The sequence below is a fragment of the Fulvimarina pelagi HTCC2506 genome (assembly GCF_000153705.1).
In the GTDB taxonomy this organism is placed as follows: domain Bacteria; phylum Pseudomonadota; class Alphaproteobacteria; order Rhizobiales; family Rhizobiaceae; genus Fulvimarina; species Fulvimarina pelagi.
In genome coordinates this window covers 68,057-81,429 of record NZ_DS022272.1, presented here as the reverse complement: position 1 = coordinate 81,429, position 13,373 = coordinate 68,057, and the positions used below count along the sequence as shown (strand labels likewise).

The window sequence follows — 13,373 nt, the reverse complement described above, 5'->3', positions numbered from 1 at the left end:
GAGCGATCCATTGAAACGCGTCGTGGAGTTCGAAAGCTTGGCGGCGACCGATTTCCGCTCGCAACCAGCAAAGCTTCGAACCGTTGCGATTTAGAAGGGCATAGAAAATGGGACCCGCTTCGCACCGCAGACGACCTGATACCGGCGTTGCGAGTTCTGCCACAGGAGTGCGCCTGAGCGACCGGGGCAACGAGTTCGAGGTTGAATGTCGATAAAGCCGGACCTGATGCGCAATCGTCTTCTCGCCGTCATCGCGATCATCCTGATCGTCGCCGCCGTGAAGATCGGCTATCCCGTCCTGATGCCCATCGTCGTTTCCTTCTGCATCATCGCTTCGGCTTGGCCTATCAAGCGTTGGGCGAACCATCTTGGGCCACCAAAGCTGAGCTACGCAATCACCGTCGTCGTCTTGATATTCGGTTTGCTCATCTTCTTCGGGATCGTGCTCTACGCTCTCTCGCAGGTGGCACAAAAGCTCGTCGAGCGGCGTGAGGAATTCGAAGCGGTGTTCGAGAGTTATTCCGATTGGGCGAAAACGAATGGACTGCCTGTCCTGCCAGACGAGGTCGGCGCCTTCGAGCGGGTCCTTGCGATGAGCCGGATGGTCCTCAGCGATCTGTACACCGTCTTGAGCTACATAGGCGTCGTCTCGGTCATCGTGATCCTTGGCTTCCCTGAAGTGCCGAAGCTCGCCTACAAGTTCCGGCAGGAGTACGAGTCGAAGGACAACCGTGCAATTTCAGAAACGGTCACGGAGATGGCCGACAGCCTGCGCAGCTATCTCGCCATGACCACGCTGGCGAGTCTCATCACCGGCGTCGCCTCCTTCATCTGGGCCTTCGCACTCGGGCTCGACCTCGCCGTCATCTGGGGTATCCTCAACTTCCTCCTCAACTTCATCCCGGTGATCGGCAACATCATTGGTATCTTGCCGCCGACACTCTACGCCTTCGTCCAGTATGGCGGCTGGGTTATGCCGCTCGTGGTCTTCTCTGGCTTTGTCGCACTTCAGCTGATCATCAGTAACTTCGTCTATCCGATGCTGCAGTCGAAAGGGGTGTCACTGCCGCCGATCACCATCATTCTCTCACTGCTGTTCTGGGGTTGGATCTGGGGTATCGCCGGCGGCTTGCTTGCCGTGCCGCTTACGGCGATGCTCGTGATTGTCTGCGCAAGATTCGAGGCCACTCATAAGTTCGCCGTCTTCGTCGGCGGCCACGAGGATCGATGGAAGATCACGGAGCAGTTCAGGTCGTAACGGGCCGCGCCCGACATCGGCGAACACAAGGCGCGAAGATCACAGGGCCTGCCCTCACCGACCGATAGCAAATCGATGTTCGACGCCTCTAGCCTCGCCCTTTACTACCTCCTTTGCGAATGGGCGATCCGCCTCGTGATGATCGTCGTGATCCCGATGAGCCGGCCGCCGGAAGCTGCGCGCACCTGGCTGCTCCTTGTCCTTTTCTTGCCCATCCCCGCGCTCCTCGCCTATCGGCTTCTCGGCCGGGCGCGCTTTCCCTCGTGGAGGCGCAAGCGCTTTGCGGCAACCGAGCCGATGCGCGCGATGGTGGCCGATTCTCTTGCAAAAGAAGAAAGTCGTCCTGCCTCCATCGCGAGGCTTGCAGAAAGGCTTGGCGGCTTCCCGGTCTGCGGCGGAAACCGGATCGGGTTCCTTACCGACTACGAGGCAGCCGTCGATGCTCTGGTGAACGAGATCGACAAGGCCGTAACCACGGTCCACCTCCTGACTTACATCTTTGCCGACGATCGCACCGGCCAGAAAGTGGCTGAGGCTCTCGCGCGCGCTCGCAATCGCGGCGTCGAAGTTCGCGTCATGCTGGATGCGCTCGGGTCTCGCGCATGGACCAAGCGTACCATCGCCATGCTCGAATTCCGCTCGATTGAGGCCCGCCTGATCCTTCCTGTCCGGCTGGCGGCGCTGCACCGCGCACGAGGCGATCTCCGCAATCACCGAAAGCTCTGCATCATCGACGGTTCGGTGGGCTTTGTCGGCTCCCAGAACATCGTAGACCGCGATTTCCGACCCGGCATCGTCAACGACGAGCTCGTGGCCCGCGTCGAGGGCCCAGTCGTCTCAGCGCTCGAGGCAGTGTTTTCCAGCGACTGGTATTTGGAAACTCGGCAGGAACTGGCCCCCATTCAAATTCCGAAAACGCAGGGCGAGGCCGCGCTCCAGGCGATGCCCAGCGGTCCGGACTTCGACACGCCGGGCTTCGAGCGTCTGTTGGTCGAGCTCGTACACGACGCGAGAGAGCGTCTCGTCATCGTCTCGCCTTATCTCATCCCCGACGAGGCTCTACTCGTGGCGTTGAAGAACGCAGTCGCCCGCGGCGTGAGCGTCGACCTGATCGTCTCGCGCATCGCCGACCAACGTCTCGTCAGCCTCGCGCAACGCTCATATTACGACGAGCTGATGTCCGCCGGGATCGCGCTGCATCGCTATCGCGACCGCCTGCTTCACGCCAAGAACGTCTCGATCGACGGTCGCGTTGGGGTTATCGGATCGAGCAATGCGGATGTCCGCTCCTTCACGCTGAACGCCGAGATCAGCCTCATCCTGCACGATGCGTCGGCCAACGCGACCCTCGAACGCATCCAGTCAGGCTACATTGCGGGAAGCGACCGGCTCGGTCTGACAGAATGGCGCGCCCGGCGACGACGGGAGCGACTGCTGGAGAACATGGCCCGATTGGTGGGTCCGCTCCTCTGAAAGAGCGAGAGTATTTTTTCTTCGAAAGACGCGATTTGACCCACCCCGGTCAGAACAACCGATTGATGGCGATCCGCGGAACAATCTGCGCCTGATAAATTTCACTTATCACTATCTCGCGATGAAAATGTGCAAGCTTCCCACAACGTCTGCTAGTTAGAACGCTATGGTGCACTTAGCTTACGAAAATTAGCTAAGCATCTGTTTCTAAATGGCATTCTCCCATGTCCCGTCTCCCAATCCTCTTGGCGCTGTTTGTCTCGTCTCCAGCGATTGCCGCTCAAGATACCGTGACATTCAACGCAACCATCAATGCGACGTGCACGATCCTGGTCGAGTCGAACGGCACGATGTCAGTCGACACAAATATGCAAAATCTCAGTTCGAAGAACGTTGGGGGGACGCCAGGTCGTGTGACGATCACGACAACGGGCGGGGTCAACTTCAGCGTCGACGGAAGTCCAATCGTAACGCCACCGGGAACCGACACGACCGCAACGACCTGGACCCCCACCTACGAGAGTTCAGGCCTTCTGGCGCTTGCCGAACGGACCAACGCGACCGCGATCACCATACCCGGCAGCCATACCCTCGACGTGCATCTGACCGGCGTGAAGTCAGGAAGCGATACCTTCGGCGCGGGTGTCTACGCCGGAACGGTTATCGTTCGGTGTGAATAGATGAACATGCTGAATTGGACCCTCGCAGCGATCATTTCGGTCGCCTCCATATATCCGACAAGCGCCAACGCGCAGTCGATGTCGCCCATGCGCCAGGTCGTGAACAGTTTCACCGATACGTTCGCAGTGCGTGTTTACCCGGCGAACCCCTATTCTAAACCGATCAATGTCTCGGTCCGGGTCTACGATCAGAACTTCCGACCCGTAGCGGCATCGGTCGCCGGCAGGAATTTCACTTTGCCCGGCAACGGGTCTCGTCAGATTCTCGTGCTCGTACCGTTTGACGGACAGCGCGAGCGCAAGGTTCGCATTTGCACCGAAAGCGTGCCCTTCCCCAATCAGCAGACACAGATAAAGGCGCAGATATGTGGCAAATTCCTCGGTCGGCGCATCGTCTACTAGTGCTTGCGTGCGCCATGTTGAGCGTCTCGCAGACGGCGATTGCCGAAGATATCTACTATCTCAACCAGAGCCAAAGCGGATTCAATCTGCCCGGTGTGACGCTTCCACAGGGGCAGGACGAGGTGCGGGCAGCCGATGGGACGACGTGTCGGTCGGCAGTCTCCGGCACGGGTGCCTATCTGGACGTCGGTGCAATTCGCTCCAACAAGGGCAGTGATCTGGCGACATACGGCCGTGTGGTCGTTCCTCTGGGTACGTCCGGGGACCGTCTGGACTGCAGCCAACTTTACCAGTTGGAGGTGGAACGGTTGCGTATGGAACTCGCGATCATGAAAATGGGGCTCGCAGGTGGGAGCCAGGCCGGGGTGGGCGCAATGGGCAACGAACCTGTCTCGGACGGTGGGTCTCCCAGCGAAGAGTGGGCGAACACGGGATGGTCTGGAAGGCCGTGAACAAGCGGCGCACACTCGCGACATTGTTCCTCGCCTGCCTTCTCAATCTCCACAGCACAGCCGGGATAGCTCAGGCCATCGGCTCTTGCACGATCATGGTGCAGGCACCGGGCCTCATGACTGTGGGAACAGACCTGACTAATCTCTCGACACGCAATGCCGGAGGTTATCCGGCGAAAGTGACGGTCCAGACAACATTCAGCGGCGTAATCCCGTCGCTTCTTTGCAGGGCTGATCTGCTCCGGAACTGTTTCCGTCTGTCGACGCAACCGGTGACGGATTTCTTGTCGTCGCCGGCGGCCTCTGATCGTGACGCGGCATTCACCTCTGGAATGCGGCGTGTAGGAGAGGCGGCATCGCTCAACGCGCTCTCGATCGTGCTTCTTGACGGAACACACGAGTTCGTCGTCGACATGTCCGTTCAAAAATCAGCCGGAGTTTTCTCGGCAGGCTCTTACGAAGCCCAGCAGACGCTGACCTGCGAATGACCTCGGTTGATCCGGCCGCATACGCCCGCTGAAATCGACACCAAAATACCCTCTCACATCTCTAGTCTCGACGGCATTACGCGACAATTCGACGGCGCCGGAGTTCCGGCGTACTCTTTCGTTTTGCAAGGAGATCGTTCCATGCGCGTCGGCTGCCCGAAGGAAATCAAGAATCACGAATACCGCGTGGGGCTCACCCCTGCCGCCGTTCGCGAATATGTCGCTCACGGCCACGAACTGATCATCGAGACCGGCGCCGGGTCGGGCATCGACGCCCCGGATCTCGACTACGAAACAGCCGGCGCCCGGATCGTCGACAGCGCAGAGGACGTGTTCGCCGCCGCGGACATGGTCGTGAAGGTCAAGGAGCCACAGCCGCAGGAATGGGCGCAACTGCGCGAGAACCAGATCCTCTATACCTATCTTCATCTCGCGCCGGACCCCGAGCAGACGAGGGGCCTCATCGGCTCGGGCGTCACGGCCGTCGCCTACGAAACCGTCACCGATCAGCGGGGCGGCCTGCCTCTTCTCGCACCGATGTCCGAGGTCGCCGGGCGCCTGTCGGTTCAGGCAGGCGCTCGGGCACTCGAGAAGGCCCATGGTGGACGCGGCATTCTTCTCGGCGGCGTGCCCGGCGTCGCACCTGGCAAGGTCGCGATAATCGGCGGTGGGGTGGTCGGCAAGGAAGCCGCGAAGATCGCGATCGGGCTCGGCGCTGAAGTGACGATTCTCGACCGGTCGATCCCGCGTCTCCGAGAACTTGACGACCTCTTCGAGGGCCGTGTCATGACCCGTTTCTCGACCCCGACAGCCATCGACGAGTGCGTATTCCAGGCCGATCTCGTGATCGGCGCCGTCCTCATTCCCGGAGCCGCCGCCCCGAAACTGGTGACGCGCGACATGCTGTCTTCGATGAAAACCGGTGCGGTTCTCGTCGACGTCGCGATCGACCAGGGTGGCTGTTTCGAGACCTCCAAGGCGACGACCCATGCCGAACCCACCTTCGAAATCGATGGGGTCGTCCACTATTGCGTTGCCAACATGCCGGGCGCCGTGCCGATTACCTCAGCCTACGCACTCAACAATGCAACGCTTCCCTTCGGTCTCGCACTTGCGGACCACGGTCTGGAGGCGCTGAAGGCCGATCCCCACCTGATGGCTGGCCTCAACGTCCACCGCGGAAAGATCACCAACCGGGCAGTGGCAGACTCCCTCAAAACGGATTTCGTGGACGGGCCAAAAGCGCTTGCTGCCTAAGCTGCACCCTCTCGGACACGCTTACAGCGGGGTGATCTGAGGCTATGACGGCATCTATCGGTCGGAGAATATTTTCTACCCGGCCGCCTTGCGGTTGATACCCTGACCCTCCCTTGCCGTTCCGTGACTTTCCCTTGAAAATAATTGCCAGCGTGCGCTTTCAATCGATTTATCGACACCGAAGAGCGCTCGCATCCGCTTGCCGGGAGGGCAACCGGGTTCGAACATTCGGGAGGAAGCCGCCATGAGCAACGTTCAACTGAAAAGCCAGCACGAAGATGCCTCGACCGAACGCGCCCAGACCCGTGAAAGCGCGATGGCCGATGCGGGCCTCGAGCAGAACGGACAGGGCATCCGCGGTCTGCTGCTCGCCCAGCTCAGCACCGTAGTCCGTCGTCGGCACCCGGACCTCGCCCGCGTCGTCAACGGCGCAATGTCGGTGCGTGAACTCGATGAAAGCCTCTGGCTCGACGGGCTTCAGGCGATCGCTGCCTGGTTTCAGCTCCTCGCCATCGCGGAGGAATACACCGCGACCAGCCGTCGCCGCGCTGTCGAGCGCAAAGGCAGTGCAGACGCGATCCTGGGTTCCTTTTCCAACGTTGTCGGCCAGTGCATGGCGGACGGCCAAAGCGGCGAAGAGATCCGACGCGTTCTTGGAGCCCTTCGTGTCGGTCCGACAATGACCGCCCACCCGACAGAGACCAAGCGGGTTACGGTGCTCGAAATTCACCGCCGCATTTACCGCACGCTTACCGAAGCCGAGCAGCAGCGCTGGTCGCCGCGCGAACGTGAGGAACTGATCGATCGGTTGCGCGGCGAGATCGAACTTCTATGGCTCACTGGCGAACTCCGCCTCGAAAAGCCCAGCGTCGACCAGGAGGTGGCGTGGGGTCTGCACTTCTTCCGCGAGATTTTATTCGAGACCGTGCCGAAACTTGGCGACGTACTCTCGGCCGCGTTGAAACGCCATGCCCCTGAGAACGCCACCGCCGTTTCGCCGAACTTACGCTTTTCCACCTGGATCGGCGGCGACCGGGACGGCAACCCGTTCGTGACCGCCGATCTCACCCGGAAGTCTCTGAAAGAGTACCGCCGTGCAGCGCTCGAATCCTACCTCGTCCCGCTGCAGCGTCTTACTGTCGAGCTCAGTGTCTCGACCAATGTCTGCACCATCCCGGAGACCTTTCGAGAGGCTCTCAACAGCGCGATGGACCTAAGCGGCGAGCGCGACGGCATCGCAAATCGCAACCCGAACGAACCGTTCCGCCAGTTCGTCTGCGCGGTCCGTGCTCGGCTCCGCGCGACGCTCTCCGCCGAGAACGGCGAGAAGCGCGAAAGCGCCGCGACGCCCTATCGAAGCCCGGCCGAGATGCGCGGCGAAATACTAGCTCTCAATCAGGGGCTGATCGAAATCGGCGCCATCGCGGTCGCCGAGCGCCTTGTACGCCCGCTGATCTGGCAGCTCGAGATCTTCGGTTTCCATACCGCCGCACTCGACGTTCGACAGAACGCGACGATCGTCAACAAAGTGGTCGCCGAATTGCTCAATCTCGGCGTCGACGAGGAAAAGAGGATCGAGAAAGGCGACGAAGGTTGGGGAGCACGACTGCGCGAAGCTCTGAGAAGCGACAGCAAACCCGATATTTCCGGCCACGAACTCTCTGACGACGCACAGGAAACCGTCAATCTCTTTCGGGTGATGCGGGAAGCCAAGCTGAAGGACAACCGCTCGATCGGCGCCTTCATCTTGTCGATGACGGAGTCAGCCGAAGACATGATCGCCTGCCACCTCCTCGCGCGCTGGGGTGGCATTACGGCCGGGGACGATCCGAGCGCGGCGACGACCCTTGCCATCGTCCCGCTCTTCGAGACCATCGACGACCTGCGAGCCGCGCCGGACATCTTGGACGAAATGATCTCGATTCCCGCAATTCGCCGTTCCCTGCGCGAATGCGGCGACCGGCAGGAGGTCATGCTCGGCTATTCGGACTCCAATAAGGACGGAGGCTTCTTCACTTCGAACTGGGAGTTGTCCAAGGCGCAACGCACGCTGCACGAGATCGGCGTGAAACGTCGGGTCAAGGTCTCTTTCTTCCACGGCCGCGGCGGCTCGGTCAGCCGCGGCGGCGCGCCGACTGGCCGGGCGATCGCCGCTCAGCCGCCCGAGACTGTCGATGGTGCCCTCAGACTGACCGAACAAGGCGAGGTCGTCTCGTCAAAGTTCGCCAACAAGGGCACGGCACTCCACAATCTCGAAATCCTCACCGCGAGCGTCCTCGCGCATACACTGAAAAGTCCACACGAGAAGGAACTGAAGGACAACGCCGAATTCAACGAGGCGATGGAAGCGCTCTCCGGCCTCTCCCAGACGGCATACGCCGATCTGATCGGCACGGAAGGCTTCATCGACTATTTCAACCAGGCAAGCCCGGTCGAAGAACTCGGTCTCCTCAATATCGGCTCACGACCTGCACGTCGCTTCGGCGGCAGCCCGAAAGACCTTTCCGAGCTGCGCGCCATTCCATGGGTCTTCGCCTGGAGTCAGAACCGACATCTGATGACCGGCTGGTACGGCATTGGCACAGCCTTCGACAGCTTTGTGAAGGTGCGCGGCGACGACGGGATGAAGCTACTGAAATCGATGTTCCGCAACTCGCGCCTCTTCCGCCTCATCGTCGACGAGGTCGAGAAGCAGCACTATCAGTGCAATCTCGATATCGCGCGAGAATACGTGGCTCTCGTCGAGAACGAGACGGTGCGCAGGGCGATCTTCGAGAAGATCGAGGCTGAATACGAACTGACGAAGACCATGCTCATCGAGGTCACCGGTGCCGATGATCTTTCCGAGCGCTTCCCAGTCCACAAACGCCAGATCGACCGAGTCGCTCCGCAGCTGACCGGCGTACACGATCTCCAGGTCAAGCTCCTGTCTCGCGTGCGAAATACGGCCAAGGTGAAGGACAGCGATCCGCGCACGCTGGACGCGCTGCTCCTGTCGATCCATTGCACGTCTGCCGGCCTCGGCTGGACGGGGTAAGACGCGTGTCGCCAATAATTCGAGATCGCCGGGCCTTTACCCGCAACTTGAATTTTCTCTAAACTGAAGACGTACGAACGACGCTCCGGTCCGGCACCTCCGGCGTGTCGGCGGGGGAGGACTATGGCTGCCGAAAAACCCATCCGGGTCCTGCTCGCGGAACGAAATCCGCTCGTCGTTTCAGCGCTGAAGCATCTGATCGGGAAGGACGAGCGATTCGCCTTTACCGGAACTGCCGAAAGCGGCGCGGAGATCATCCGCCGATCCGACGACCCGGATTTCGACATCGTTGTTGTCGGCTGGACACTTGCCGACATGGACGGCGCGTCGCTCCTCATCAAGTTGAAGGAGAAGGAAAAGCCGCCGCGCGTGGTCATCTTCTCGGCGGAAGAAGATATCGTGATACTGCGCCAGGCGGTCCGGCTCGGTACCTATGGTTTCTGCTACCAGTTCGACGATCCGGAAGTGTTGTTCGACACGCTGCTCGCGGTAGCAAACGGGCGCATCTGCATCCCCTATCTCGATCTCACACTCGTCAACGATACGGCGATCTCCAAGCTGACGGTGCGCGAGCGCGAACTCCTTTCCATGCTCGCCCTCGGTTGGACGAATGTACAGATCGCAGCACGGACCGGGATCTCGCAGAACACTGTCAAATACTACCTCAAGAATCTCTACGAGAAGCTCGACGTCCAGAACCGCGCAATGGCGGTCGCCGTTTGGCTCAACGAGCAACGCTGACGGGCATTCATCCCCTTTTGCTGCAGCGCGGAAGCAATCGGGTAGCTGGTTTGTCTGGTCGACATTCTCTTGCACATCTCTCGGCAAGACAAACAGAGAAACGTCGCATCTCATTCGGGTAGGTTTTCCTACCCGGAACCAATCAAGTTCCTATCCTTCCCTTGCTTGTGTTGGAACACCCCGGGCTTGATACTTCCCGGCAAGTCGAAGTCGCTGGGAGGACTTGCCATGACCGGTCGGAAACAGGGGTTTGTGCCGGAACGCGCGCTTGCACCGGATTGCGAAGACAGAGCCGGTTTCGGCGCCGCCTTGGCCTGCCACGCGTCCGGTTTCTATCGCCATCGCGACCCGCTCGTCGTCCGGCTCGCCGTCACAGCGCGCAGTTCCGTCCGCACCACCATCATCGACCCGCCGACCGCCTCCGATCCGCACCGCCCCACCGCGACGATCTGAGGCCAACCGACATCACAGGGAGGAGACCCCATGAGCCACGAGCTCCACAACCTACGGAAATTCCGGCTGCAGCGCAGCGAACTCGCAGTGCCGGGCGCGAACGCGACGATGATGGAAAAGGCCGCCGACGGCGAGGCCGACTACGTCTTCCTCGACATCGAGGATGCGGTCGCGCCGCCCGACAAGGAGAAGGCGCTCAAGAACATCATCCAGATCCTCAACGATATCGACTGGCGCGCCAAGAACAAGACGGTCTCCGTCCGTATCAACGGCATCGACACGAAGTACATGTATCGCGACGTCGTCGACCTGATGGAACAAGCCGGCGACCGCTTCGACACGATCCTGATCCCCAAGGTCGGCAATCCGTCCGACATCTACATGGTCGAGGCCATGGTCAATCAGATCGAGATGGCGAAGGGCTACGAGACGAAGGTCGGCATCGAGGCGCTGATCGAGACCGCCCTCGGCATGGCCAACGTCGAGAAAATCGCGGCCTATGGCGGCCGTCTCGAGGCCCTGCACTTCGGCGTTGCCGACTATGCCGCTTTCAACAAGGCGCGAACCACCAATATCGGCGGACTCAACCCGAACTATCCTGGCGATCAGTGGCACTACGCCCTGTCGCGCATGACGGTCGCCTGCCGCGCCTACGGCCTGCGGCCGATCGACGGCCCCTTTGGCGACTTCTCGGATCCGGACGGCTACCTCGATGGCGCCAACCGTGCCGCTTCGCTTGGGATCGAGGGCAAATGGGCGATCCATCCGAGCCAGATCAAGCTCGCCAACGACGTGTTCTCACCGCCTGATGCCGAGGTCGAGAAGGCCCGCAAGATCATCGCAGCTCTCAAGGAGGCCGAGGGCAAGGGTCAGGGCGCAGCCTCGCTTGACGGCAAGATGATCGACGCCGCGTCCGAGCGAATGGCCCAGAACGTTCTGAAAATGCACGAAGCTATCAACGCACGCTGATCGGCGACGAAAGGGAGAAACGACATGGATATCCATGAATATCAGGCCAAGGAGCTTCTGGCCCGGCACGGCGTGAACCTGCCGCGCGGAGGCCTCGCCTACAGCCCTGAGCAGGCGGCTTATCGCGCCAGCGAGATCGGCGGCGAACGCTGGGCGGTGAAGGCGCAGATCCATTCCGGCGCTCGTGGAAAGGCAGGCGGCGTCAAGCTTTGCGACAGCGACAAGGCGGTGAAACAAGCTGCCGAGGAGATGCTCGGCAAGCGTCTCGTAACGCACCAGACCGGCCCCGAGGGCAAGCTCGTCAATCGCCTCTACATCGAAGAGACGGTCGATATCGCGCAGGAACTCTATCTCGGCTTCGTGCTCGATCGCAAAGCCGAGCGCATCATGATCATCGCGTCCTCCTCCGGCGGCATGGAGGTCGAAGAGATCGCCGACAAAGAGCCGGAATCGCTGATCAAGACGGTGGTCGATCCCGGACACGGCCTGCAGGAATTTCAGGCCCGTGAGATCGCCTACAATCTCGGCCTCGAATACAAGGTCGTGAACCGGATGGTCGACACGATCCTCGGCTGCTATCGCGCGTTCCGCGATTACGACGGCTCGATGCTCGAAATCAATCCACTGGTGATTACGGGCGGCGGCAGCGTCATGGCGCTCGACGCCAAGATGAGCTTCGACGAGAACGCACTCTTCCGCCGCCAGGAAATCTCCGAACTCCGCGACAAGAGCCAGGAAGACCCGCGCGAGACCTTCGCCTCCGATCGCGGGCTCTCCTATGTCGGCCTGAACGGCGAGATCGGCTGCATCATCAACGGTGCCGGCCTCGCCATGGCCACTCTCGACATGATCAAGATCGCCGGCGGCGAACCAGCGAACTTCCTGGACATTGGGGGCGGCGCAAGTCCGGACCGCGTGGCCAAGAGCTTCCGCGCCGTCCTCCAGGACGAGAACGTCAAGGTGATTTTCGTCAATATCTTCGCCGGCATCAACCGCTGCGACTGGGTCGCCGAGGGCGTGATCAAGGCCAAGAAGGAGGTCGGCGTCAGCCTGCCGATCATCGTCCGCCTCGCCGGCACGAACGTCGAGAAGGGCAAGCAGATTCTCGCCGACTCCGGCGAGGACATCATCGTGGCCGACACCCTCAAGGAGGGTGCCGAAAAGGCCGTGAAGGCTTGGAAGGACGCCGGCGGAACGAAAGCCGCGGCTTAAGGGAGGATATCATGGCAGTACTGCTTACCAAGGACACCAAGGTCATCGTCCAGGGCTTCACCGGCAAGATCGGGACCTTCCACGCCGAGGACATGATCCGCTACGGCACCAAAGTCGTCGGCGGCGTGACACCCTCAAAGGGCGGCCAGATGCATCTCGACCTGCCCGTCTTCAACACGGTCCGCGGCGCGGTCGAGGAAACCGGGGCCGAAGCCTCCATCGTCTTCGTGCCGCCTCCGTTCGCGGCGGATTCGATCATGGAAGCAGCCGATGCGGGCATCAAGTTCTGCGTCTGCATCACCGACGGCATTCCTGCCCAGGACATGATGCGCGTGAAGCGCTACATGCGCCGCTACCGGCAGGAAGACAAAATGCGCCTGTTCGGCCCGAACTGCGCCGGAATGATCTCGCCCGGTCACGGCTTCATGGGCATCATGCCGACCAACATCTACGAGCAGGGCCGCATCGGTATCGTCGCGCGCTCGGGCACGCTCTCATACGAAGCGGCCTCGCAGATGCTGGAAAAAGGCATCGGAGTCTCGACGTCGATCGGCATCGGCGGCGACCCGATCAACGGCTCGTCCTTCAAGGACTGCCTCGAACTCTTCGAGGCCGATCCCGAGACCGATGCCGTCGTCATGATCGGCGAGATCGGCGGACCACAGGAAGCGGAAGCCGCTCGCTGGGCGCAGAAGAACATGTCCAAGCCCGTCGCCGCCTACATCGCGGGCGCTTCGGCTCCCAAGGGTAAGCGCATGGGCCATGCCGGCGCCATCGTGTCCACCGAGGGCGAATCGGCGGCCGAGAAGATCGAGATCATGAAGGAGTGCGGCATCCATGTCGTGCCCCATCCATCGGCGTTCGGCGAGGTGGTCGAGGAGATGATTGGCGCCAAGCAAGCCGCCTGACGGGGCCGGATCGCCCGTCTACCGAGGCTTTGGCGCGGGTATG

Annotated in this window: 13 protein-coding genes; all 13 read left to right on the top strand. The window is 61.1% G+C overall.

Features of this window, described 5'->3' with window-relative positions; all coding sequences use genetic code 11:
* Positions 1–205 precede the first annotated feature (205 nt).
* Positions 206–1,258 (top strand): AI-2E family transporter, encoded by a 1,053-nt coding sequence (locus FP2506_RS00375; RefSeq protein WP_007065342.1) that lies wholly within the window; start codon positions 206–208, stop codon positions 1,256–1,258.
* 75 nt (positions 1,259–1,333) lie between these two features.
* Positions 1,334–2,731 carry a cardiolipin synthase gene (gene cls / locus FP2506_RS00370; RefSeq protein ID WP_007065341.1) on the top strand — a complete coding sequence of 466 codons (1,398 nt, stop codon included), beginning with the start codon at positions 1,334–1,336 and terminating at the stop codon, positions 2,729–2,731.
* 224 nt (positions 2,732–2,955) lie between these two features.
* A complete protein-coding gene (locus tag FP2506_RS00365) occupies positions 2,956–3,411 on the top strand; it encodes a hypothetical protein (RefSeq protein WP_007065340.1) in 456 nt (151 codons plus the stop codon).
* On the top strand, positions 3,412–3,813 hold the full coding sequence (locus FP2506_RS00360; RefSeq protein WP_007065339.1) for a hypothetical protein: 402 nt from the start codon (positions 3,412–3,414) through the stop codon (positions 3,811–3,813).
* Between the two features lie 14 nt (positions 3,814–3,827).
* Entirely contained in the window at positions 3,828–4,265 is a 438-nt protein-coding gene (locus FP2506_RS19110; RefSeq protein ID WP_007065338.1) for a hypothetical protein, read from the top strand.
* On the top strand, positions 4,247–4,753 hold the full coding sequence (locus tag FP2506_RS00350) for a hypothetical protein (RefSeq protein WP_007065337.1): 507 nt from the start codon (positions 4,247–4,249) through the stop codon (positions 4,751–4,753). The genes FP2506_RS19110 and FP2506_RS00350 overlap by 19 nt, the downstream gene beginning before the upstream one ends.
* Positions 4,754–4,894: 141 nt before the next feature.
* The gene (gene ald, locus FP2506_RS00345; RefSeq protein ID WP_007065336.1) at positions 4,895–6,010 is read left to right on the top strand and encodes an alanine dehydrogenase; all 1,116 of its coding nucleotides are present in this window, start codon (positions 4,895–4,897) and stop codon (positions 6,008–6,010) included.
* Between the two features lie 244 nt (positions 6,011–6,254).
* On the top strand, positions 6,255–9,047 hold the full coding sequence (locus tag FP2506_RS00340) for a phosphoenolpyruvate carboxylase (RefSeq protein WP_007065335.1): 2,793 nt from the start codon (positions 6,255–6,257) through the stop codon (positions 9,045–9,047).
* Between the two features lie 123 nt (positions 9,048–9,170).
* Positions 9,171–9,788: a LuxR C-terminal-related transcriptional regulator gene (locus FP2506_RS00335; protein ID WP_007065334.1), complete on the top strand. Its 618-nt coding sequence runs from the start codon at positions 9,171–9,173 to the stop codon at positions 9,786–9,788.
* 228 nt (positions 9,789–10,016) lie between these two features.
* Entirely contained in the window at positions 10,017–10,241 is a 225-nt protein-coding gene (locus tag FP2506_RS00330) for a hypothetical protein (protein WP_007065333.1), read from the top strand.
* 30 nt (positions 10,242–10,271) lie between these two features.
* Positions 10,272–11,210: an HpcH/HpaI aldolase/citrate lyase family protein gene (locus FP2506_RS00325; protein WP_007065332.1), complete on the top strand. Its 939-nt coding sequence runs from the start codon at positions 10,272–10,274 to the stop codon at positions 11,208–11,210.
* 24 nt (positions 11,211–11,234) lie between these two features.
* Positions 11,235–12,422 carry a malate--CoA ligase subunit beta gene (locus FP2506_RS00320; RefSeq protein ID WP_007065331.1) on the top strand — a complete coding sequence of 396 codons (1,188 nt, stop codon included), beginning with the start codon at positions 11,235–11,237 and terminating at the stop codon, positions 12,420–12,422.
* Between the two features lie 11 nt (positions 12,423–12,433).
* Positions 12,434–13,330, top strand: coding sequence for a succinate--CoA ligase subunit alpha (sucD, locus tag FP2506_RS00315; RefSeq protein ID WP_007065330.1), 897 nt, complete (start codon positions 12,434–12,436; stop codon positions 13,328–13,330).
* The last annotated feature ends 43 nt before the right edge of the window (positions 13,331–13,373 follow it).